The organism is Vibrio sp. 1580 (assembly GCF_033340055.1).
In genome coordinates this window covers 347,237-369,298 of the sequence record NZ_JAWOVT010000005.1, presented here as the reverse complement: position 1 = coordinate 369,298, position 22,062 = coordinate 347,237, and the positions used below count along the sequence as shown (strand labels likewise).

22 protein-coding genes are annotated in these 22,062 nt (G+C 45.1%); 8 read left to right on the top strand and 14 right to left on the bottom strand.

The window, feature by feature from the left end:
- Nucleotides 1-100: 100 nt before the first annotated feature.
- Nucleotides 101-727 carry a uracil phosphoribosyltransferase gene (gene upp, locus R7093_RS10945; RefSeq protein WP_005380401.1) on the bottom strand — a complete coding sequence of 209 codons (627 nt, stop codon included), beginning with the start codon at nucleotides 725-727 and terminating at the stop codon, nucleotides 101-103.
- A 179-nt stretch (nucleotides 728-906) separates the two neighbouring features.
- Here upp and purM point away from each other — a divergent pair, with 179 nt between their 5' ends.
- Together purM and purN are read left to right on the top strand one after the other, a co-directional pair.
- Nucleotides 907-1,947: a phosphoribosylformylglycinamidine cyclo-ligase gene (gene purM, locus R7093_RS10940; RefSeq protein WP_005380399.1), complete on the top strand. Its 1,041-nt coding sequence runs from the start codon at nucleotides 907-909 to the stop codon at nucleotides 1,945-1,947.
- Nucleotides 1,948-2,098: 151 nt separating this feature from the next.
- Nucleotides 2,099-2,755, top strand: a complete 657-nt coding sequence (gene purN / locus R7093_RS10935; protein ID WP_005394347.1) for a phosphoribosylglycinamide formyltransferase — start codon at nucleotides 2,099-2,101, stop codon at nucleotides 2,753-2,755.
- A 389-nt stretch (nucleotides 2,756-3,144) separates the two neighbouring features.
- On the opposite strand, the gene R7093_RS10930 is transcribed toward purN, so the two are convergent.
- Nucleotides 3,145-3,990, bottom strand: coding sequence for a class II glutamine amidotransferase (locus tag R7093_RS10930; protein WP_005380394.1), 846 nt, complete (start codon nucleotides 3,988-3,990; stop codon nucleotides 3,145-3,147).
- A gap of 50 nt (nucleotides 3,991-4,040) precedes the next feature.
- On the bottom strand, nucleotides 4,041-4,616 hold the full coding sequence (gene lpcA / locus R7093_RS10925) for a D-sedoheptulose 7-phosphate isomerase (protein WP_005380392.1): 576 nt from the start codon (nucleotides 4,614-4,616) through the stop codon (nucleotides 4,041-4,043).
- A 376-nt stretch (nucleotides 4,617-4,992) separates the two neighbouring features.
- On the opposite strand from lpcA, the gene fadE reads away from it, so the two are divergent.
- A complete protein-coding gene (fadE, locus tag R7093_RS10920) occupies nucleotides 4,993-7,437 on the top strand; it encodes an acyl-CoA dehydrogenase FadE (RefSeq protein ID WP_005385392.1) in 2,445 nt (814 codons plus the stop codon).
- A gap of 202 nt (nucleotides 7,438-7,639) precedes the next feature.
- A complete protein-coding gene (locus R7093_RS10915) occupies nucleotides 7,640-9,415 on the top strand; it encodes a SulP family inorganic anion transporter (protein WP_005391826.1) in 1,776 nt (591 codons plus the stop codon).
- Between the two features lie 73 nt (nucleotides 9,416-9,488).
- Here R7093_RS10915 and R7093_RS10910 read toward each other — a convergent pair whose 3' ends face one another.
- The 5 genes from R7093_RS10910 to dnaQ all read right to left on the bottom strand — a co-directional run bounded on the left by R7093_RS10910 (nucleotide 9,489) and on the right by dnaQ (nucleotide 13,170).
- A complete protein-coding gene (locus tag R7093_RS10910) occupies nucleotides 9,489-9,899 on the bottom strand; it encodes a GNAT family N-acetyltransferase (protein WP_033905502.1) in 411 nt (136 codons plus the stop codon).
- Between the two features lie 84 nt (nucleotides 9,900-9,983).
- The gene (locus tag R7093_RS10905) at nucleotides 9,984-10,376 is read right to left on the bottom strand and encodes a DUF1353 domain-containing protein (RefSeq protein WP_213896054.1); all 393 of its coding nucleotides are present in this window, start codon (nucleotides 10,374-10,376) and stop codon (nucleotides 9,984-9,986) included.
- A gap of 51 nt (nucleotides 10,377-10,427) precedes the next feature.
- Entirely contained in the window at nucleotides 10,428-10,985 is a 558-nt protein-coding gene (locus R7093_RS10900; protein WP_053304069.1) for a nucleotidyltransferase domain-containing protein, read from the bottom strand.
- Nucleotides 10,986-11,188: 203 nt separating this feature from the next.
- The gene (locus R7093_RS10895; protein WP_213896055.1) at nucleotides 11,189-12,439 is read right to left on the bottom strand and encodes a TIGR03503 family protein; all 1,251 of its coding nucleotides are present in this window, start codon (nucleotides 12,437-12,439) and stop codon (nucleotides 11,189-11,191) included.
- 8 nt (nucleotides 12,440-12,447) lie between these two features.
- The gene (dnaQ, locus tag R7093_RS10890; protein WP_005380385.1) at nucleotides 12,448-13,170 is read right to left on the bottom strand and encodes a DNA polymerase III subunit epsilon; all 723 of its coding nucleotides are present in this window, start codon (nucleotides 13,168-13,170) and stop codon (nucleotides 12,448-12,450) included.
- Nucleotides 13,171-13,229: 59 nt separating this feature from the next.
- Here dnaQ and rnhA point away from each other — a divergent pair, with 59 nt between their 5' ends.
- A complete protein-coding gene (rnhA, locus tag R7093_RS10885; RefSeq protein ID WP_213896056.1) occupies nucleotides 13,230-13,694 on the top strand; it encodes a ribonuclease HI in 465 nt (154 codons plus the stop codon).
- Here the strand turns inward: rnhA and R7093_RS10880 are convergent.
- Complete coding sequence (locus R7093_RS10880; RefSeq protein WP_017636046.1) at nucleotides 13,691-14,437, bottom strand: class I SAM-dependent methyltransferase; 747 nt, start codon at nucleotides 14,435-14,437, stop codon at nucleotides 13,691-13,693. The two genes, rnhA and R7093_RS10880, sit on opposite strands and share 4 nt — an antisense overlap.
- Nucleotides 14,438-14,474: 37 nt before the next feature.
- Between R7093_RS10880 and gloB the strand changes: the two genes are divergently transcribed.
- From gloB to R7093_RS10865, 3 genes are all read left to right on the top strand, one after another.
- On the top strand, nucleotides 14,475-15,233 hold the full coding sequence (gene gloB, locus R7093_RS10875; protein ID WP_005380380.1) for a hydroxyacylglutathione hydrolase: 759 nt from the start codon (nucleotides 14,475-14,477) through the stop codon (nucleotides 15,231-15,233).
- A gap of 254 nt (nucleotides 15,234-15,487) precedes the next feature.
- Nucleotides 15,488-17,071 (top strand): LysM peptidoglycan-binding domain-containing protein, encoded by a 1,584-nt coding sequence (locus R7093_RS10870; protein ID WP_017820746.1) that lies wholly within the window; start codon nucleotides 15,488-15,490, stop codon nucleotides 17,069-17,071.
- Nucleotides 17,068-17,754 (top strand): YIP1 family protein, encoded by a 687-nt coding sequence (locus R7093_RS10865; protein WP_005380375.1) that lies wholly within the window; start codon nucleotides 17,068-17,070, stop codon nucleotides 17,752-17,754. Before R7093_RS10870 ends, R7093_RS10865 begins: the two co-directional genes overlap by 4 nt.
- Before the next feature lies 1 nt (nucleotide 17,755).
- On the opposite strand, the gene R7093_RS10860 is transcribed toward R7093_RS10865, so the two are convergent.
- From R7093_RS10860 to accA, 5 genes are all read right to left on the bottom strand, one after another.
- Nucleotides 17,756-18,601 (bottom strand): endonuclease/exonuclease/phosphatase family protein, encoded by an 846-nt coding sequence (locus R7093_RS10860; protein WP_025768251.1) that lies wholly within the window; start codon nucleotides 18,599-18,601, stop codon nucleotides 17,756-17,758.
- 140 nt (nucleotides 18,602-18,741) lie between these two features.
- Nucleotides 18,742-19,080, bottom strand: coding sequence for a nitrogen regulatory protein P-II (glnB, locus tag R7093_RS10855; RefSeq protein WP_005380372.1), 339 nt, complete (start codon nucleotides 19,078-19,080; stop codon nucleotides 18,742-18,744).
- A gap of 186 nt (nucleotides 19,081-19,266) precedes the next feature.
- Nucleotides 19,267-19,581: a c-type cytochrome gene (locus tag R7093_RS10850; RefSeq protein WP_017636043.1), complete on the bottom strand. Its 315-nt coding sequence runs from the start codon at nucleotides 19,579-19,581 to the stop codon at nucleotides 19,267-19,269.
- Nucleotides 19,582-19,651: 70 nt separating this feature from the next.
- Nucleotides 19,652-20,962, bottom strand: coding sequence for a tRNA lysidine(34) synthetase TilS (tilS, locus tag R7093_RS10845; protein ID WP_042521419.1), 1,311 nt, complete (start codon nucleotides 20,960-20,962; stop codon nucleotides 19,652-19,654).
- Between the two features lie 107 nt (nucleotides 20,963-21,069).
- Entirely contained in the window at nucleotides 21,070-22,029 is a 960-nt protein-coding gene (accA, locus tag R7093_RS10840) for an acetyl-CoA carboxylase carboxyl transferase subunit alpha (RefSeq protein WP_005380365.1), read from the bottom strand.
- Nucleotides 22,030-22,062: the final 33 nt, after the last annotated feature.

Here is a 22,062-nt window from a genome sequence, read left to right as displayed (position 1 = left end):
CTTTAAAATACAAAACGCCCGATGAAGTACATCGAGCGTTTTAGTTAAAAAGTGTCAACCCATATCAGGACGGGTCAAGTCATAGTAATACATCAAAGAATTACTTAGTACCGAAGATCTTATCACCTGCATCGCCTAGACCCGGAACGATGTAGCCTTTGTCATTAAGCTTCTCATCGATTGCCGCAGTGTATAGCTCAACATCTGGGTGTGCTTTTTCTAGCGCTTCAATACCTTCTGGTGCAGCAACAAGTACCAGCACTTTGATTTGGTTACAACCTTTCTCTTTTAGGAGATCGATAGTAGCAATCATAGAACCACCTGTTGCAAGCATTGGGTCAACAACAAGCGCAATACGCTCCTCGATGTTTGAAGCAAGCTTGTTGAAGTAAGGAACTGGCTCAAGCGTTTCTTCATCACGGTAAATACCCACAACACTGATACGTGCGCTTGGCATGTGCTCAAGAACTCCATCCATCATGCCTAGACCTGCACGTAGGATTGGCACTACGGTTACTTTTTTACCTTTAATCTGGTCTACTTCTACCGGACCGTTCCAACCATCAATGGTCACTTTTTCTGTTTCAAAGTCTGACGTTGCTTCGTAAGTAAGTAGGCTACCGACCTCAGTCGCTAACTCACGAAAACGTTTTGTGCTGATGTCACCTTCTCTCATTAGACCAATTTTATGTTTTACTAGAGGGTGCTTTACTTCAACAACTTTCATGTCCATCTCCGGCTATAGTTGGCAATATTTAAACAAACCTTCAGATTATACATGATTTTCACAGGGATATCAGGATAAATCACTAAAGAAAAAAACAGACGCAAACGTTTGCTATCTATGTTTAAGCACTGTTAGAATAGCGCCGTTTTCATATCCAACTTAATACCGAGGACTTCCCTGTGAGTGGTAACAACTCTTCTCTTAGCTATAAAGACGCTGGTGTAGATATTGATGCAGGCAACGCGCTTGTGGATCGTATTAAGGGTGCGGTAAAACGCACTCGTCGCCCTGAAGTTATGGGTGGTATCGGTGGTTTTGGCGCGCTATGCGAATTGCCAACTAAATACAAACAACCTGTACTGGTTTCTGGTACTGATGGCGTTGGCACAAAACTTCGCCTAGCACTGGATATGAACAAGCACGACACGATTGGCATCGACCTAGTGGCAATGTGTGTAAATGATCTTATCGTGCAAGGCGCAGAGCCACTGTTTTTCCTAGATTACTACGCAACAGGCAAACTAGACGTTGATACCGCAGCGGATGTTGTTTCAGGTATCGCAGAAGGGTGTGTTCAAGCAGGTTGTGCCCTAATTGGTGGCGAAACTGCGGAGATGCCGGGCATGTATGAAGGCGAAGACTACGACGTAGCTGGTTTCTGTGTTGGCGTAGTAGAAAAAGAAGACGTGATTGACGGCACGAAAGTCGCTGCTGGTGATGCACTTATCGCTGTTGGCTCAAGCGGCCCACACTCAAACGGTTACTCCCTTATCCGTAAGATCCTAGAAGTATCTGGTGCAGATAAGAGCGAAGAGCTAGCAGGCCGCACTATTGGTGAGCACCTACTAGAACCAACAAAAATTTACATCAAGTCAGCACTTAAGATGATTGAGAAACACGACATCCATGCGATTTCTCATATCACTGGTGGTGGTTTCTGGGAAAACATCCCACGCGTACTGCCTGAAGGCACGAAAGCAGTTATCGATGGTAACAGTTGGGAATGGCCAGTTATCTTCAAGTGGCTACAAGAGAAAGGCAACGTCGACACACACGAAATGTACCGCACATTCAACTGTGGTGTAGGTCTAATCGTCGCACTACCGAAAGACCAGGCAGATGCAGCAGTTGCTCTTCTTAAAGAAGAAGGCGAAAACGCGTGGGTAATTGGTCAAATCGAACAAGCAGACGCGAACGAAGAGCAAGTTGAAATCCAATAATTTGCAAATCGAGCTCAAAAGATAAGAAGAATGAGGACACTAGATGACTAGGTCCTCATTTTGCTATCTAGAACACTAAAAACCATTCTATTAGTAGGTAGTTTAGAAGCTACATAACTCCAACCTACAATACCAAGGCGCTCTCGACATCATGAAAAACCATACCCTAAAAAACATTGTGGTCCTCATCTCGGGTAACGGAAGTAACCTGCAAGCTATCTTGGAAGCTTGCGAAGACAGCATGCCAAACGCACGAGTGGCAGCCGTGTTCTCTAACAAAGCAGATGCTTTTGGTTTAGAACGTGCAAAAAAGTTTGATGTGGACGGTCACTTTGTCGACCCTAAAGCATTCAGCTCGCGTGAAAGCTTTGATGCAGAGCTAATGAGTCAAATAGATGAATACCAACCAGACGTGATTATTCTTGCTGGTTACATGCGCATTCTGAGCAGCGCATTTGTTTCTCATTACATGGGTAAGATGATCAATATCCACCCTTCTCTTCTACCAAAATATCCTGGGCTACACACACACCAGAGAGCAATTGATGCTGGCGATAAAGAACATGGTACGAGTGTGCACTTTGTAACGGAAGAGCTTGATGGTGGCCCTGTCATACTGCAAGCAAAAGTTCCGGTGTTCGAAGACGATGATGCTAGTGTACTTGCGGCACGTGTTCAGGCGCAGGAGCACCGAATCTACCCTATGGTGGCTAAGTGGCTGGTAGACGAGCGGTTGATCATGAAGGATGGTAAAGCCTATTTAGATGGCGCAGAGCTTGGCGTACATGGGTACGCCTCAGATGAGTAGCCCTGAATAATAAACTCCAAGCACAAAAGAGCAGCCTGAGGGCTGCTCTTGGTTGTTTTAATACTTATAAACTTGATTCAAGAAAACCATGGTGAGACTAGAAACCTAAAACCCAGCATTCTAAAAAATCCCATAACCACTTGAGTAACATAACACTCGGAAAGTAGATTCTGCATCTGGTTCGTTCTTCACCGTTCAGACTGACGAGGTGTTTTATGAGAAATTTCTATCAGTTACGTCTTTACAGCAAGCCTTAGCGAGACTAGGACTCTACTACCAGCACTCTAGAAAGTAAGAATGCTCATCCGTATCCGCCCTCGGTTTAAAACGCATAAAAATAAAGCTCGCGATTAAGCGAGCTTTATTTTTATATTCAGAGTAAGAGACCATCACTCTAACGGTTCGGTTGGCGCTTGATTGCCCGGCTTAGCCGCCGCAAACGGCACATTTACCAGTTCAGAGGCATTATTTTTGACTAGTTCACCTAGGTGAAACAAGCCGTATTCGCCAGGTTTCATACGCTGCCAAGCTTCGTTGCCCGTCAAAGGTTGAGTTGCGATCACAGAAACGATGTCATGTGGCGTTGTTTCTTCTTGGAAGTTAATTTCCACATCTTCATCAAGCAAAGCAGCTTTTCCAAACGGTGCGCGTCTTGTGATCCAATACAAATGATTGGTGCAATACGTCATTACATACTCACCATCACTCAGAAGCATGTTAAATACACCCTTCTCTCTTAGCTCATCACAACATTTAGCAACATATAAGAATACCGACTCCATATCCTTTGGCGGCTCAGGATATCGATCTTCCATTTGCTTCAACAACCAGCAAAATGCCAGTTCACTATCTGTTTCACCGACAGGTCGATGTCGACCTGTATGTAAGTCTTGATAGCCAGAGAGCTGACCGTTATGCGCAAACGTCCAATACCTACCCCACAGCTCACGTGTAAAGGGATGAGTATTTTCTAAATTAACACCACCACGATTCGCCTGTCGGATATGACTAACGACCGCACGACTTTTGATGGGATAATTTTGTACCAACTCTGCTATTTTAGACTCACAACTTGGCTTGGGATCTTTGAAGGTTCGAAAGCCCTTCCCTTCGTAGAAGGTGATCCCCCATCCGTCACGGTGTGGGCCGGTTCGACCTCCACGCTGCATGAGCCCAGTAAAACTGAAACAAATATCCGTTGGAACATTAGCGCTCATACCGAGCAATTCACACATGGTTTAAAAAACTCCCTAACAACACAGCTCGAAACGGTGGCCGTAAACGATTATTCCATCTCTTTTTCGATCAACTGAATGATGATATGAATAATCTTAATATGAATTTCCTGAATGCGGTCTGCATAACCAAAGTGTGGCACGCGGATTTCAATATCTGCAAGGCCTGCCATTTTGCCGCCATCTTTACCTGTTAGCGCAATCGTCTTCATGCCTTTCGCTTGTGCTGCTTCAATCGCTTTCAGGATGTTACCTGAGTTACCTGACGTCGACAGACCAAACAGTACGTCACCTTTTCGACCAACCGCTTCTACATAGCGTGAAAACACGAAGTCATAACCAAAGTCATTACTCACACAAGAAAGGTGGCTTGGATCTGAAATAGCAATACCAGCATAGCCAGGACGATTTTCTCGGTAACGGCCTGTTAGCTCTTCGGCAAAGTGCATTGAATCACAGTGAGAACCACCGTTACCACACGACAATACTTTACCATCTTGCTTGAATGAGTCAGCAATCATTTTCGCCGCTGCTTCGATTTGCGCAATGTTATGGTCATCGCTTAAAAATTTGTTGAGCACTTCAGCAGCTTCGTTTAATTCACTTCTAATCAGATCATGGTACATAAGACGTTCTCTTTATTATTTCGGCTTCAGTCAGCTCTTGACTCACTGAGCAAATTGTTCTGATACCAATTTGGTATCGGACATTTCATAAACCGGAACTCGGGTTTGATTACTCTGAGTTTACCCACAAACGAGAATTAGTGTCGATAGTGAACCAACAGATTTAGATTAGTGATGGTAATAAACTTGTCAACTTGCTCATGAAACCATCACTCAAATCTCAACTTTAGAATTTTAACTCTACTTAGATCACTTTTTATCCAATCTTATGTTTTACATTTCCTTAATATTTTGATTACACTTAAACCAACTGGTTAGACCTCTTACCTAACATACAGACGTACAAAACTTATAAAGTCTGAAAAGGAAAATACATATGGACATCTTGCTCTCAATCATCACGATGGCGATCGTGCTAGGCATTACGCTCTACCACCGCATGTCTCTCGTGAAATCTATTAGCTTACTCACCGCAGCCATGCTGGCTCTTACAGTAGCTGGTACTGTCGGCGTTATTGGTTGGGCGATTTACGTTCTCGCCGCAGCTGTGCTAGCGGTTCCTGGCGTACGTCAGTCTTTAATTAGCCGCAAAGCGTTAGTGCTTTTCAAGAAAGTGCTGCCAGCTATGTCTCAAACCGAAAAAGAAGCGTTAGACGCAGGTACCGTCTGGTGGGAAGCCGAACTATTTAAAGGCAAACCAGAGTGGCAAAAGCTACACGCGATTCAAGCACCTAAGTTAAGTGCGGAAGAACAAGCCTTTTTAGACGGCCCTGTGAATGAAGTGTGCGCCATGGTGAGTGATTTCCAAGTGACCCATGAACTCGCGGACTTACCGCCAGAAGTTTGGCAATACCTGAAAGATCATAAGTTCTTCGCCATGATCATTAAGAAAAAGTACGGTGGTCTGGAATTCTCAGCATACGCGCAATCTTTGGTACTACAAAAATTAACGGGTGTTTCTGGCGTTCTATCGTCTACCGTTGGTGTTCCTAACTCTTTGGGCCCAGGTGAGCTACTGCAACACTACGGTACTGAAGATCAGAAAAATCATTACTTACCGCGTCTAGCTGAAGGTAAGGAAATCCCTTGTTTCGCCCTAACAAGTCCAGAAGCGGGTTCTGACGCTGGATCTATTCCAGATTACGGTGTGGTCTGTAAAGGCGAATGGGAAGGAAAAGAAGTACTGGGTATGCGCCTGACTTGGAACAAGCGCTACATCACCCTAGCGCCAGTCGCAACGGTACTAGGCTTAGCATTTAAACTTCGCGATCCTGAAGGTTTGCTAGGCGACAAAGAAGATCTTGGCATCACTTGTGCGCTTATCCCAACTGATGTCAAAGGTGTTGAGATTGGTAACCGACACTTCCCACTCAATGTGCCATTCCAAAATGGTCCAACGCGCGGTAAAGACATCTTTGTTCCTATCGATTTCATTATCGGTGGCGAAAAAATGGCGGGCCAAGGTTGGCGTATGCTGGTTGAGTGTCTGTCGGTTGGACGTGGTATCACGCTACCTTCAAACTCAACAGGTGGCATCAAAACTGCGGCAATGGCAACCGGTGCTTACTCACGTATTCGCCGTCAGTTCAAACAGCCGATCGGCCATATGGAAGGAGTTGAAGAACCATTAGCACGCTTGGGTGGTAATGCTTACGTGATGGATGCAGCAAGCAACTTAACCGTTGCGGGTATCGACTTAGGTGAAAAGCCATCAGTAATCTCAGCTATCGTGAAGTATCACTGTACGCACCGCGGCCAGCAAAGCATCATCGATGCAATGGACATCGTAGGCGGTAAAGGTATCTGTATGGGACCTTCTAACTTCCTAGCTCGTGGTTACCAAGGTGCGCCAATCGCAGTAACGGTTGAGGGTGCTAACATTCTAACACGCTCAATGATCATCTTTGGCCAAGGCGCAATCCGTTGCCATCCGTACGTTCTTGAAGAAATGAACGCGGCGTATTCTGAAGCAAGTAATGCTGTCGAGAAATTTGATAAAGCGCTTGCTGGTCACGTGAGCTTTACAATGAGTAACCTAGTGCGCAGTATCTGGTTTGGTTTGAGCGACGGTCTGGGCTCTTCATCACCAACCAAAGATGCAACCAAGCGTTACTATCAACAATTGAACCGTTACAGTGCAAACCTTGCTCTGCTATCGGATATCTCAATGGCAGTGCTAGGTGGCTCTTTGAAGCGTAAAGAGCGTCTATCAGCACGTCTTGGTGACATTCTAAGCCAGCTATATTTGAGCTCTGCGACGTTGAAACGTTTTGAGCAAGATGGCCGTCCAGTCGAAGATTTACCATTAGTACACTGGGGTCTACAAGACAGTTTGAAACAAGCGGAAGTGGCAGTAGATGAATTCTTAGCAAACTTCCCGAACAAAGTAATTGGCCGTGCGCTACGCGTATTAATCATGCCATTTGGTCGCGTACGCAAAGCACCAAGCGATAAACTAGACAGTAAAGTGGCGCGCATTCTACAAACGCCAAGTGCAACGCGCTCACGCATTGGTCGCGGTCAATACCTTGAACCAACCGAGCACAACGCAGCAGGTAAGATTGAGCTTGCGCTGTCAGTCATTCTTCAAGCTGAACCTGTGTTTGACAAAGTATGTAAAGCGCAAGGTAAGCGTCGCCCATTCTTACGTTTGGATATGATTGCTCAGGAAGGGCTAGAGCAAGGCTTTATCACGCAAGAAGAAGCCGATCTACTCAGAGAAGCGGAGCAGCATCGTCTAGATACAATCAACGTTGACGATTTTGAGCCGGAACTGCTTGCCGCAAAGCCGCTATACCCTCAGATGGATAGTGTCGCGTAACTCTAGAATCTGAGACCACAAACGGGAGTATCAGCTCCCGTTTTTTATTGCTTCCAGAATCGGATTCATAACACCTCACACTACAAAGCCCCCCTGCGCAATAAAATCCTCGCACTCCAATCTTTCTCCCGATTTCCAGTGATAACTAACTCACAGACGTTCCAACTAAGCGGTGTATACTTTAAGTAACTCACTCACATATATGGTAAATCCGTTGGCTAAAATATTACTCGCACAGTGGTTCCCAGGGCTTGTTCAGCTTAAGCATTATCAAAAAGAATGGTTTGTTAACGACTTTAGAGCCGCCTTTTCTGTTGTCGCGGTTGCACTGCCAGTTGCCATAGCTTACGCACAGTTAACTGGTGTATCCGCAATTGTCGGTCTGTATTCGTGTGTACTGCCAATGTTGGTTTACGCCATGATGGGCACATCTCGACAACTCATTGTCGGACCCGATGCAGCAACCTGTGCAGTGATTGCTGCTGTTGTGACACCACTTGCCGCAGGTGACCCCACAAAACATTGGCAGTTGGTTATGACCATGACAGCGATGACGGGGATTTGGTGTGTACTGGCAAGTCGTTTCAAGCTAGGGGTATTTGCAGATTTCCTTTCTCGTCCGATTCTTTTGGGTCTACTCAACGGTGTTGCTCTCACAATTATCGTTGGTCAGTTTGCGAAAGTAGTCGGTTTGAAATACGAGCAACGTTATTTACTGGAACGTTTATGGGAAGCTCCACAACGATTAACCGATCTTCATTGGCCTACTGTAACTCTGAGTATCGTGACAGTTGTCGTTTATTTGCTCACCAAACGCTACCGACCAACTTGGCCTGCTGCCATGCTGGCGATCCTCGTAACTACTGCGTCAGTTTGGTTTTTCCATTTACAAGAGATGGGCGTATCGGTTGTCGGACTCACTCAAGGTGGCTTCCCTCAGTTTCAAACACCGGAGTTTGAGCTAGGTGAAGTTCGTGAACTAGTGGTCCCGGCTCTCAACCTTGCGATTGTCAGTTTTGTTAGCATGATGCTCACCGCCCGCAGTTTCGCTGCTAAAAACGGTTATGATATTGATGCTAATAAAGAGTTTCAGGCGTTGGGTTTTGCCAACATTGCCTCAGCGTTTTCGCAAGGTTTCGCGATAAGCGGCGCTGACTCACGCACAGCCGTCAATGATGCAAATGGCGGTAAATCTCAATTAGTTTCGATTGTCGCCGCAATCACCATTGCCATTATTGCGGTATTTATTTACGAGCCTTTGCAGTTCATCCCTATCTCTTCACTTGGTGTTGTATTGATCATTGCGTCCCTATCGCTGCTCGATCTTAAAGCAATTTGGAAATTAAAATCTCGTGACAAAGATGCATTTTATCTGGCCATCATTACTTTTATTTCTGTGTTGATCGTGGGTGTAATACCGGGGATCACTTTGGCGGTATTGCTAGGGCTGTTTCAATTTTTACGGATTGTCATGCGACCGAGTGATCAGCTACTTGGCTTGGATGAAAAAGGTACCATTCGGACCATCGACGACTCAGGAAAAGCTTCGCCTATTCCTGGAATGGTGATTTACCGCTTTAACTCACCGCTAACTTACTTCAATGCTCCTTACTTTAAACGTAGAGTGTTAGAGCAGGCAGAGCATCACAAAGACGCAAGTTGCGTTGTCATCGACGCCGTATCGAGCTTTACTCACTTGGATCTCAGTGTGATGGCAACACTGGCAGATATTCACAATACTTTGAAAAAGAGAGGTGTACGCTTAATCCTCGCAGGAAGGAAACGACGTCTTCGTCAATGGTGTGAGCTTACTGGTATCAGCACCAGTGAAGGAGGCATCTTACTGCGAGCTGATATGTACCTTGCCATTAAACTTAGTGGCTGTTACATCAGTGCTGTGGGTGAGGGACAAATTCCTACTGTTCAAAAAGAGCCTGATTTAGAGCAGCCACCCAAACCAATTCCAGAAGTGGCTTAAATACAAATTTAATATAGAAAACAGGAAATTAAACTCCTGTTTTCTAGTGCTTATCTTCACAGCTGAATACGTGTTACGCCTTTGGCTTAAACTTTTTTGTCATCCCTTGGCTTTTAGGAGCCACCAGCCTATAACCAAGCTTTTCGTAAAAGACCGGTTCATCAGCAATCATAGAAACGTAAGAGCCTTCAAGTGCAACAGATGAAAGATAACCGTCGATGTATTCCATGACTTTTCTACCTAAACCGTTGCCTTGATAATCAGAATCAACGGCAACGTCGACAATTTCGAAGTTACACGCCCCGTCACCAACAACCCGACCCATTGCAATGAGCTTTCCTTCATCCCGAACAGATACGCCATATAACGAATTGGGTAGACCAATTTCAGCAGCTTTCAACGATTTGGGTGATAGCCCGGCTTTGACACGCATATCATAGTATTCTTTCGGGCTTGGCACATGCTCTTCATATCTTATTGTCATTATGTACTACTCCTTTGTATCACCTTGGAGCTTACATAACTAAACTGTATAAATAAACAGTTAAACGTTGGAAAGATGTTCCCATTAAGCACACAAAGTATCAGGTCTAGAAAAGAAGCCACCGACAACTCTGACGCCATAATAGATATAAGTTGCTCTGAAGCTAGACATTCCTTTTTCTAAACATGTTTCTCTCAACAACGTATCCGCATGCTTTCGAGCACTTTGTGGCAACACCTCTTCCCTCATGAGTTGGTAAAGAGCATCATGCACTAAAGAAGCTTTCATAATGTTTTTTGTGTCTAACGCTGGCCCACTCGCTCCATCCCATGCATAGCCCTTTTTAATCGTTAACACGCCTTGTTTGGACAAACTAAGAAAAGGGCTGTCATACGCGTTACTCACTGAAATGTGAGTCTCAACCTTTTCTTCAGAATGGAGAGTGTATTTATACTTCTGACGCTTTTTGTATTTCATAACCTAACCGCCTAGCTAACTTCAGTGGGAGGAACGGAGATGACTCTCAAATTAGAGTTTCTCAGAGAGTTTTTTCAAATAGGACTTAGCAAGCTCATGGTTATCTCTGCTCAACCACTTAATACAATCAAAGAGTTCCCAGATCAGGCCTTGATCACCACTGGTATAAACTGGGAAATCTTCATGCTTTGGCGCAGGTTCATCAGTAACCATGCCCCCAATCACATCAGCTTTATCAAATAAAGTCTTAAATGGCTTAGAAAGTTTGAAGGGCTCACAGAGATCTAAACAATGAATCTCTGCACTGGTTAGGTCATTAAAAATGTATTTTTTGAAACACGCATTTTCGTTGTGCTCTCCCTCAAGGCGATAAAAAATATCTTTATTAGCTTCAAACTGGGTAAAGCAAGGCTCTGAGGCTTTATGGAAGTTGTTTTGAGTAAATACAACAACATCAGCGTCCGAAATACGGTCACCTTGTCCTGATGACAAGGAGCCAAGCAATACCGCGGCAACAACGTCTTTTTCAGAACAAAAGGCATCATAAGCTGACTCAACCAAGGCCTTTTGTCGTGGTAAATGTTCTAGTCCTAACTCTCCAATTGTCATAACTCACTCCGTCGATACGCACTAAAATCAAGTCGAAACGTAAACAGTATCATGCGAGCTTTATTATGATTAATCAACGTTAAATCATGGTGTTACTTTAAAATAAAATGATTAATGACCATGAGAAGCATCAAACTCTGTCTCAAACTTAAACTGAAAAAAACGGAGCCGATTGGCTCCGTTTCTCGCTTTATGTGTTACTACTATTTCTTTGGTACTTCTAATTGCATCTCTGGCATGGCATCGCGCTTCGCTTTAATTTTGCGCCAAACTATCCATGCAATGATCACAATCAGCAGCATTATCAAGTTACCTACCGCGATAATAATCATGCTGCGCTTACGCTCAGCCTCCCGCTCAGCGATAATTTGCTTTTCCATTTCAATACGGCGCTGCTCGGCTAATTCAGCTTCTTTTGCAATTCGAGCAGCTTCTAGATCAACTTCATCAACAACACTGAAAGTTTGCTCTGGAATAGGAAACACCAACGGACGCTGGGTTGCAAAATCAGTGGCAAAGATCTCGCCGCGCCATGCGTACTTACCAAGCTCAGCATCGTTATTGAGGTCCAACGTAACTCTCATTCCATCTTTAGAGACCTGTCCTTGGCTGTAACTAATGAAGCCATCGGGAGCGTCCTTTTTCACTGTGACTGCAATGGAGCCTGGTGCAATCATACCTTGCTCGCCACTCACCACTAATTGGTGTGGCTTATCGGGATTACGAGTCTGAATAAAAGTACGAGAAATTGGGTTCGGATAAACCAAGATGACTTGTTCTTGCGCTCGTAAGAATACGCCATTGCCAGACGTGATGCGCGCGCGGTACTTACCAGGCTCAACGTCTATTGGGAGCTGAACCGTAAACACACCATCCCCTGCTTTTTCATCCAAGCCGCGGCCGTCATCAGAAAACTCACCCACAACCATCGGCACTGGACGAGCTTCTTTGATCAGCTCATCTTCATTTTCGACAAACTTGGTAAATGTCACGCGCAAATTCACGCGTTCAAGGAAGTCGCGCAGTACAAGAGGTTTGCCGTCGGAGGTCAGGCGAGCTGTAAACTTAAGCGCTTCCCCATTATATAATCGGTTTGGGAACAGATCCGTACTGAGCTTTAGGTGAGAAATTAAGCGGATGTTATTTTTAGGCGTAACTTTCCCCACAACCTGCCATGGACCTGGCATAGGGTTATCAACGGAAATAATATCGAGAGAGGCTTCTTGATACCAACGTACATTGTCGTAAGAGCCCCAAGCATAGTATTTTTTACCGTCAGGACGGACTAAAACAACTGGCTGAGAACTTTGCTCACGATAAACCAAAAACGTGATCTGCTCGATGGTTGGATCAACTCGAAAGCGATTGTCTAACAAAGACATTGTAGATTCACTCGCAGCACTCGAGAGACTACTCCATATCGCTAAAAACGCGACCAACAAAGCCCTCAACATAGCTTCTCCTATTGATGCCAAATACAGTCGTTCACCAACTCTAATCTTTTTTGGTGAGCTTCTAGTTCATCGGCACTTGCGCGCAAAACCTTTAGCGCTTTTCTTCCTTCAATACGACGAATGGTTTCTACTCCACCCTCTTGTTTATTCGCGTTAAATTCTAGACTCGTTTGACCACCCGTCATAAAGAGGTAAACGTCGGCTAGAATCTCCGCATCGAGCAAAGCTCCGTGGAGTGTACGGTGCGAGTTATCAATACCGTAACGTTCACATAAGATATCAAGGTTGTTTCGCTTACCAGGGAAGATTTTCTTCGCCATAGCAAGGGTATCGGTCACCTTGCAGTAGTCGTCCGTTTTGCCGATGTTAGGATCGAGCATGCCAAACTCGTAATCCATAAAGCCGGTATCGAAGGGCGCGTTGTGGGCAACAAGTTCTGCGCCTTTAATAAACTCAAGAAACTCTTGGTGCACGCTCGCGTATTCCGGTTTATCAACCAAGAATTCATCCGTAATACCGTGAACTTCAACCGCTTCTGGTTGGATTTCACGATCGGGTTTTAAATAAACGTGGAAGTGACGACCAGTCAGCTTACGGTTGATGATCTCCACGGCACCGATTTCAATAATGCGGTGTCCCATGTAGTGAGGACCACCCTCGCGGTTCATACCTGTGGTTTCGGTATCGAGAACGACAATGCGGTTATATTCAGAATTGCTGCTGGTATTCATAAGGTTATGTATGTCAGACTATGCTTTATTAAATGTTTCGGCTAATAGTACCAAAAAATATGACCAAACACGTTGAGATTTTCACTGACGGTTCTTGTTTAGGTAACCCAGGACCAGGTGGTTACGGCATAGTATTGCGTTACAAAGACATAGAAAAGACACTTTCCAAAGGCTATACGTTAACTACCAACAACCGCATGGAAATGTTGGCGGCTGTCGTCGCGCTACAGACGTTAAAACAACCTTGCAAAGTCACTTTAACGACTGACAGCCAATATGTGCGCCAAGGTATTACTCAGTGGATCCATAACTGGAAGAAGCGTGGTTGGAAAACAGCGGATAAAAAACCCGTGAAGAATGCCGATTTATGGCAAGCTCTAGACAAAGAAACCGCACGCCATCAAGTTGAATGGCATTGGGTAAAAGGCCACGCAGGCCATCGTGAGAACGAAATGTGTGATGAGCTAGCCCGTACTGCTGCAGAAAACCCAACTGAGGAAGATACAGGTTACCAACCCTCTTAGCGAGATTCTTTCCTCATAGTGTTACCCTCTCGATTCATCACCCCAAGTGGTGTGAGCTTTTTCTTCAAGCGCCAATGCGGTTTGATAGGCTTGAGAGGGTATGTCCGTTTCCGCGCGACTATGTAATACAAACTCCCAGCGGGTGATGCCCAATCACCAAGACTATTTTCCAACCATGTCCACATCGTACGGTAACGTTTCATCGGAAACAGCGCATAACGATCACAATGAATCACTTGATAATTAAGTAACCCTAACCAATCTTTGATGCGGTTCGACGTAAACATTCGTCCACTCCAAGGCAAATTATGTTTACGCCATGGAAGCAAACTCGCTAATCCAGTCAAGCTTAATGGGTTGAATCCAGTAATAATTACATAGCCATCATCCATCATCACTCTATCGACTTCACGCAACAAACGGTGTGGATCGCTTGCATAGTCGAGCTGATGAGCGAGTATCACAACATCAAAGCTTTTTTCCAAAAAGGGTAATTCGTAACCATCTGCAATCACATTATGCAACGGGTTCTGGATATCTACGTTGACTTGGTGTTGAATGTTACAATTACAGCTGGTTAGCTCACAGCTCAACCCGCCCAGTTTGAGCATATGGTAGCCGAAGAGTTTCGGGCACCATTCATCAAGTCGGGTCTGGATTGACTCAAGCACCCACGGACCGTTGTTCATTGCTGACCAAGTCGACGGGTGTGGTATAGTTTTGTTGCTGAGTGCTGGTTTCATTAACCACCTGACTAAAATGGGTGACGGAGAACGAATCGTGTTAGAGATCAAAAGCATACCCGCATTTAATGATAATTACATCTGGCTGATACAAAATAGCGATAAGCGCTGCGCAGTCGTTGATCCGGGCGATGCGAAGCCAGTATTAGAATTTCTGCAGGCTAACGAATTAACTTTAGAAGCGATTTTAATTACGCACCACCACAACGATCACATTGGTGGCGTTCCAGACTTAGTGCGTGCATTTCCTAACGTCGCCGTTGTGGGCCCAAAATCAGAGCCAATTCCAACCCTAACGACACCAATGGAAGAAGGCGACAAGCTAGAGTTGTTTGGTGAGATTTTCTTAGTACTTGGGTTACCCGGTCATACTTTGGGCCATATCGGTTACGTTGGGGACGGAAAACTGTTTTGCGGTGATGTGCTCTTTTCTGCTGGCTGCGGTCGTATTTTTGAAGGTACGCCTGAGCAAATGTTTGAATCACTGAGCAAACTAACGTCTCTACCAGAAGAAACTCAAGTCTTCTGCGCGCATGAATACACCGCGAGTAACGTGGCGTTTGCTCTAGCGGTTGAACCTGACAATGAGCAACTTCGCCAATATCGCGACGATGTAAACCGACTGCGAGCACTCAACATTCCGACACTTCCAACAACAATACGCAAAGAAAAGTGGATTAATCCGTTCTTGCGAACCTCTAACCCTGACGTGGTTCAATCTGTTGCTAGTCGCATTAAAAATAGCGATCCATGCTCGGTTTTTACTGCTTTACGCGAGTGGAAGAACGAATTTTAACCATTTTCTGCTTGTAAGTTTGCAAGACCCCAGTATTATCAGGGACTGATTTTTCGAGAAGCGCCACTGGCGCTTCTCTTACGTTTGGGGTTGATATAAATCTATTTGAATTTCTCCCCATTGCATAATTAGAAGCTCTTTGCCTCTATAAATTAGTTAGTGTTTAAAAGATGTCTATTATCTTGCGACTGCCACGCACATTACGTTGCGCGACAGGCAGGTGAAGATAAACAGGCCCTAAATAGGCTGAATCCATGCGTTTGAAGTATACTTGGGCGTTGGCGTTGTTATTATCTGGCTGTCAATTGACTCAGTCAGATTCAACGTCTTCTACACCAGAAACCAATAAATCTGAGCAGACTGCAAAGCAAAATGCAGTAAAAGCTCAACCGGGCAATAAATCGTCACTAGCAAAAAAATCCGCTAACGACGCGCCTAAAGTTCTCTCCCCCCAAGAACAAGAAGATGTGTGGCAACGTATCGCCATGCAGCTGGACATGGATATCCCAAACCACAAGAAAGTGGACTACTACCGTACGTGGTATTTAAAGCACCCAAATCACCTTTACACGGTATCTAAGCGTGCGACTCCTTTTCTATACATGATCACAAAACGTATCGAAGAGCGCGGACTCCCAATGGAGCTAGCTTTACTTCCTGTAGTGGAAAGTTCATTCGATGCCTTTGCCTACTCACATGGTAGCGCGGCTGGGTTGTGGCAATTTGTCCCTGGCACCGGAAAAATGATGGGACTAGAGCAAAACTACTGGTATGACGGTCGCAGAGATGTGGCAGCAGCAACGGATGCAGCGCTGGACTACCTAGTACAACTAAACGAGCGTTTTGATGGTAACTGGGAACATGCAATCGCCGCTTATAACAGCGGTGGAGGCCGAGTTTCTAGCGCAATTCGTAAGAATAAAAAGCTCGGTAAACCTATCGATTTCTTCTCATTAGACTTACCAAAAGAGACCAGCAGTTACGTTCCTAAGCTATTGGCCTTGGCTGACGTTATCGCAAACCAAGACAAGTACGGACTTAATATTCCTGCAATTCCAAACAAGCCTGTTCTAACGCTTGTTGATCCAGAAGAGCAGTTAGATCTGGCTATTGCCGCAGATTATGCCGGCATTAGCGTAAAAGAGTTGCAGAGTTACAACCCAGCATACAACCAGTGGTCGACAGCGCCTGAGGGGCCGCACCAACTTTTGATTCCCGTAGAGAAAAAAGAGACTTTTCTCACCAAGGTGGAGAAAAATCGCGGTAAAGGGATGAAGGTCGCTCGCTACAAGGTGAAATCTGGTGACTCTTTAAGCGTGCTAGCTAATAAATACGGCACAACCACGAAAGTCATTCGACGTGCCAACGGCCTATCGAATAACAACATTCGTATTGGTCAATACCTATTGATTCCGACATCAACAAAAGACGATGCAAAATATGCATTAACGGCACAAAACCGATTAAACAAGACTCAATCTCGTGCTCGTGGTCAACTCAAGCTCACCCATGTCGTTCAGTCTGGAGAAAGTTTGTGGTCAATCGCACGTAACAATAAAGTGTCGTATAAATCGTTAGCTAAATGGAATGGTATGGGCCCTAAAGATCCATTGCGTGTGGGTCAAAAGCTAGTGATTTGGAAAGACTCAGACAAAGGTTCTGTGATCCGTACCGTTTTCTACAACGTTCGCTCTGGCGACACCATTAGCGGCATTGCAAGCAAGTTCAAAGTAAAAACGAACGACATCGTGAAATGGAACTCGCTACACAAGAAAAAATACTTACAACCAGGTCAAAAGCTTAAGTTGTACGTTGACGTAACGAAGGTAAGTGTATGAACCCATCAAGCAATCCACTTGTGATGCTGTTGGACATTTTTCGTTCTCCAACATCTTGTTTTCTTGCGCTTTATCAACGCGGTGGATGGGGATGGCAACCGTTCATCTTCCTGATGCTTAGTCCGTTTTTATTCTGGGGTGCTTACTTTTCGAATGTCGATTTCACGTGGCTCAGTGACCAACTTGCTGCGCAATTTCAGCAAATCGACCCGAAGCAGATTGAGCTATTAGAACCAAACACGCTAATGGCAAGCGCGATCATCAATGATGTATTCAACCGCTTTGCCACCTTACTATTGCTCGCGCTTTGGTTCTTTCTTGCAACAAAGGCAAGCAAACAACAATACGGTTACTGGAAATGGTTTGCCGCATCGTGTGCTATCTTATTCCCAGCAGTATTGGGCGATGTAGCAAGCTACGCGAGCTTGCTACTCAAGCATGGTCAGGTAATGACTTACGCTGCCGATTTAAATAGCCTCAATGGTCTATTAAAGCTGCCTCTTACTAACGAATGGTCTCATTTCGCTAGCTCGTTACCTTTGCTTCTGCCTTGGTACATTGTGCTCGGCTACGGCGTTGTACTGACGTGGACGGAGTTTGAACGTGGCCAAGCTTTGGTGATAGCAAGCCTGCCATGGGTATTCTTCTACGTTATTTGGGCACTTTATATTGTGGTAACCTAAGCTAGTTATTTAACGTAAATGACAATAACAATGGGTTATGATCGGAAGCGTCGCTCTGCGGCGCTTTTGCGTACTTAAGCGTCAGACCTCGGTAAAACACATGGTCCAGTGGTAACCCTGTTATAAATTGGACTCGATGATCCGGCAAGAACGTCACCTCTTGTAAGTCCGCAGCCTTTAAGGCCTGCCTCATCGCATTAACGCGAGATTCACTCCAGCTATTGAAGTCTCCAGCAAATAGAATTGGCCCCACATGATGCTTTAAAAGCATTTCAAGCGCCGTTAACTGAGATACATACTCTTTTGTACCCACGGTGAAGTTAATCGCATGTACATTCACCACTGCGAGTTTCTCGCCATTACTCAAGTGATACTGGCTATATAATGCAGACTTAGGTAAGCGAAGCCACGGCTCTTTAGAGGTGTAAGCGCAGGCTTTTTCTGGTTGCCCTTGAGCAATACTAATTACACCGGCACCGCTACCCAGCGCCTTAAAAGCACTCACTTGATTACTAACCCAGCGACCATCCACCAACCACTGTTTAAATGATGGTGTCATGCTGGCTTCTTGCAATAACAGTAACTGCTTATCAGCAGAAAACTCATCGAGTGCACGTTGCCAATTAGCCCGGTTCTGTTTGTAGATATTCCAGACAAGCACATTGATTTTGCCGTCATGATCGAGAGCTTTTGAATCGCTAAATTCGATGCACCTGATATCTTGTGTCAGCTCGGTACCTGTTTGAGTAATAATTTGCGGCTGATCTGGTACGGTGAAAATAACCTGGAAGCCAACCAATACCGCCATTACGAGAAAAGCTAACGCCAGAAAAAAACGCTTAAACATACGACAAACCTGAATGTAGGCACCCGAAATCTAGAACAACCAATCTCGGGTTAAATGATTTCACTAATAAGCAAACAACAAAAAAGGAGCCACTTGGCTCCCTTTTAGCATAATAAATACGAAACAAGTGACAAGAAACCTTAGATCGCGTCTTCGTCTTCTTCACCAGTACGAATACGAACCACACGCTCAATATCAGTGACGAATATTTTACCATCACCAATCTTACCAGTTTGCGCGGTTTCAATGATTGTCTCTACGCATTTATCAGCCACATCTTCCGTTACAACGATTTCGAGCTTCACTTTAGGTAGAAAGTCCACCATGTACTCTGCACCACGGTAAAGCTCGGTGTGACCTTTTTGGCGACCAAAGCCTTTCACTTCAGAGACGGTCATCCCTGTAATGCCAACTTCAGCTAGCGCTTCTCGAACATCATCCAGTTTAAATGGCTTGATAATCGCTTCAATTTTTTTCATGTTCATCCCTTAAGCTTCAATCGATTGCGCTTATTATCGTTTAGCGTTTCGCAACATTCAATGTTTGTCTCTGATCCACCAGCGAAAATCCAGGCTGAGCAAATTAACATAGCGAATATCGTGAGTTGATAAAACCCAATGAGGACTGCTCAATGCCCAATCGTCCAAGCTTTTTCAGACTCGCGTTTACTTCAAACTTGCGTAGTAAGCCGCTAGGTTAGCGATATCTTCATCAGACAACAATGAAGCTTGAGCTTGCATCACAGCAGCAAGCCCACCTGTTCGCTCTTTATTTTTATAAGCTTTAATTGAACTGATAATATATTGCTCATTTTGCCCTTTCAGATTTGGGTAACCCGGAATGACAGCAATACCATCAGCGCCATGACACGCCGCGCATACTCCCGACTTTGCTTGACCTGCTGCAGCATCTCCCGCAGCTAGAGCCTGCCCACTGAACATGGTTAACGCCACCATTGCACCCATGATTGTTTTCTTCATTGCTTCACCTAATCAATTATTATTTAAGGATTTTTATATTTTATAATCGACATTGTGGCATGAATTTTCATTACCTGCGCCAAATAAGTTCACAATCTTGACCATTAAACGCCTGATCAACGAACAGATCTGCCACAGCAACGACTCGGTCTTGGTACATTAAAATCGGAATTTGACGACGCAGCCAGCTTGGCACATTGTATTCTTGGAATAACTTCTTCAGTTTTCGACTGTGATTACGCGTGGTTGGATGCGCTGATAAGCCTTCCGGATTGAAGGTCACGCGAAGCAATTCTGGCTGACTCGGTAGCGCAATCGTTGCGTTACTAGAACTCGTCGTTAAGGTCAGCTCCCCGAGTCCCTCAGGCAGCGACAAAGTCGCATCAACTTGAATCGTACTTTGCCACTTAGTGACATCAGCCGTTTCCGTTACCCAATAGAGACGATTTCGAAAACGGCGCACTTCACCTTGTTTAAGTTGTAGTTTGGGGTTGGCATCTTGCTGAGCTAATGCCACTTCATTCCAGATAAGATTGAGTTGTACCTGAGTCGGCATACTAGTATTAAGCTTAGCCAGCCACATACGAATCAAGCGCGCACGCGCTAATCCACTGTGCTTAGCCAGTTCTTCAATACTCAAACTTAGATCCGTTTGTAAAGCGCGTTCAAACACCGCGCTCAATAGTTCATCCAATAGCGCTTCTTGTTGAGCACATAAACTTGCACTGCGCTGAACCGCTTGATGGATACTCGGCCAGCGACCAGACAATTCAGGAATAACACAATGACGAAGAAAGTTACGATCATAACGGGTATCTTGATTGCTTTCGTCTTCCACCCACTCCAAGCCTAATTTAGTAGCGGCTTCTTCGATGGTCTTCCGCTTGATAGTAAGCAATGGTCGAACTAGAGATCCGCAAGAAAACGGCATACTCTCCGCCATCGAAGATAACCCTTTAGGCCCGCTGCCGCGCTTAAGCGCAAGGAGAAAAGTCTCTATTTGATCGTCGGCATGTTGACCAGTCAACAGTATATCACCTTCTTGAATGTACTTAGTTAAGGCTTGGTAGCGAGCTTTACGAGCAAGAAGTTCAATACTTTCACCATTGCTGATGTCTAAGCTCACTCGCTCGATCGAGCACGATATCCCCACTTGTTGTGCCCAAAGTAAGCATTTATCGGCCCAATTATCGGCATTCGAGCTTAAACCATGGTGCACATACACAGCGTGACACTCTATCGAATGCGCTTGTTGGTAGCGACTGAGTAATTCGAGTAAAAGACGTGAATCCACTCCTCCGCTAAACGCCAAGACAACCTTAGTGCCTAATTGATAGTAGCGGCCGAGAACTTGAGCAAAATGCGGGTAAAGCGATTCCATAAGCGATCCGATAGGTACAAAAAAAGGGCTGGACTCTCATCCAACCCTTTCTATTTTAACTGTTATCACTTGAGATATCAGCTAACGCTTAATAGCAATCACCGAAATTAACAGTAACCGTAGCTCATTAGACGCTGGTAACGACGCTCACGTAGCGTCTCTTCATCCAATTGTTCTAGATCTTCTAGCTGACGAAGTAGTGTCGCTTTCATATTCGCTGCCATTTGAACATGATCGCGATGAGCGCCGCCTAGTGGCTCTTCAATGATTTCGTCGATCAGTTCAAGCTCTTTAAGACGCGGAGCAGTTAGACCCATTGCCTCTGCCGCTTGTGGCGCTTTGTCTGAATCACGCCATAAGATTGAAGCACAACCCTCAGGAGAAATTACTGAGTACGTAGAGTACTGAAGCATGTTCACGTAGTCGCCTACACCGATTGCTAGTGCACCACCAGAACCGCCTTCACCAACAACGTTACAGATTACTGGCACTTTAAGACCAGACATCACTTTTAGGTTTTTCGCGATAGCTTCAGATTGACCACGCTCTTCTGCGCCCACACCTGGATACGCGCCAGCCGTGTCAATAAATGTGATGATCGGCATGTTGAAACGCTCTGCCATTTCCATCAAGCGTAGAGCCTTACGGTAGCCTTCTGGTTTCGGCATACCAAAGTTACGTTTCACCTTTTCTTTGGTCTCACGACCTTTTTGGTGACCAATGATCATCACAGGGCGGCCTTCAAGGCGAGCCATGCCACCCACAATCGCTTTGTCGTCTGCAAACGCGCGGTCACCCGCTAATTCATCAAACTCCTCAAAAGCGTGTTGGATGTAATCCAGCGTGTAAGGACGTAGTGGGTGACGAGCCAGTTGAGCTGTTTCCCATGCACCTAGGTCACTGAAGGTTTTTTTCTTCAGCTCTAAGCTTTTCTTCTCAAGCTGTTCGATTTCTTTATCCAGGTCAATCGCAGAATCACCACCGTGACGAGAGACATCACGTAGTGCTTCAATTTTCGCTTCTAGTTCTGCAATTGGCTTTTCAAATTCAAGAAAGTTTAGGCTCATCTATGAATCCTTGTTTACTCAGCGTCTAACATA

Coding starts and splice junctions, on each gene's coding strand:
- upp (WP_005380401.1), bottom strand. CDS start 727: ATGAAAGTTGTTGAAGTAAAGCACCCTCTAGTAAAACATAAAATTGGT.
- purN (WP_005394347.1), top strand. CDS start 2,099: ATGAAAAACCATACCCTAAAAAACATTGTGGTCCTCATCTCGGGTAAC.
- R7093_RS10930 (WP_005380394.1), bottom strand. CDS start 3,990: ATGTGTGAATTGCTCGGTATGAGCGCTAATGTTCCAACGGATATTTGT.
- lpcA (WP_005380392.1), bottom strand. CDS start 4,616: ATGTACCATGATCTGATTAGAAGTGAATTAAACGAAGCTGCTGAAGTG.
- fadE (WP_005385392.1), top strand. CDS start 4,993: ATGGACATCTTGCTCTCAATCATCACGATGGCGATCGTGCTAGGCATT.
- R7093_RS10915 (WP_005391826.1), top strand. CDS start 7,640: ATGGTAAATCCGTTGGCTAAAATATTACTCGCACAGTGGTTCCCAGGG.
- R7093_RS10910 (WP_033905502.1), bottom strand. CDS start 9,899: ATGACAATAAGATATGAAGAGCATGTGCCAAGCCCGAAAGAATACTAT.
- R7093_RS10905 (WP_213896054.1), bottom strand. CDS start 10,376: ATGAAATACAAAAAGCGTCAGAAGTATAAATACACTCTCCATTCTGAA.
- R7093_RS10900 (WP_053304069.1), bottom strand. CDS start 10,985: ATGACAATTGGAGAGTTAGGACTAGAACATTTACCACGACAAAAGGCC.
- R7093_RS10895 (WP_213896055.1), bottom strand. CDS start 12,439: ATGTTGAGGGCTTTGTTGGTCGCGTTTTTAGCGATATGGAGTAGTCTC.
- dnaQ (WP_005380385.1), bottom strand. CDS start 13,170: ATGAATACCAGCAGCAATTCTGAATATAACCGCATTGTCGTTCTCGAT.
- rnhA (WP_213896056.1), top strand. CDS start 13,230: ATGACCAAACACGTTGAGATTTTCACTGACGGTTCTTGTTTAGGTAAC.
- R7093_RS10880 (WP_017636046.1), bottom strand. CDS start 14,437: ATGAAACCAGCACTCAGCAACAAAACTATACCACACCCGTCGACTTGG.
- R7093_RS10870 (WP_017820746.1), top strand. CDS start 15,488: ATGCGTTTGAAGTATACTTGGGCGTTGGCGTTGTTATTATCTGGCTGT.
- R7093_RS10865 (WP_005380375.1), top strand. CDS start 17,068: ATGAACCCATCAAGCAATCCACTTGTGATGCTGTTGGACATTTTTCGT.
- R7093_RS10860 (WP_025768251.1), bottom strand. CDS start 18,601: ATGTTTAAGCGTTTTTTTCTGGCGTTAGCTTTTCTCGTAATGGCGGTA.
- glnB (WP_005380372.1), bottom strand. CDS start 19,080: ATGAAAAAAATTGAAGCGATTATCAAGCCATTTAAACTGGATGATGTT.
- R7093_RS10850 (WP_017636043.1), bottom strand. CDS start 19,581: ATGAAGAAAACAATCATGGGTGCAATGGTGGCGTTAACCATGTTCAGT.
- tilS (WP_042521419.1), bottom strand. CDS start 20,962: ATGGAATCGCTTTACCCGCATTTTGCTCAAGTTCTCGGCCGCTACTAT.
- accA (WP_005380365.1), bottom strand. CDS start 22,029: ATGAGCCTAAACTTTCTTGAATTTGAAAAGCCAATTGCAGAACTAGAA.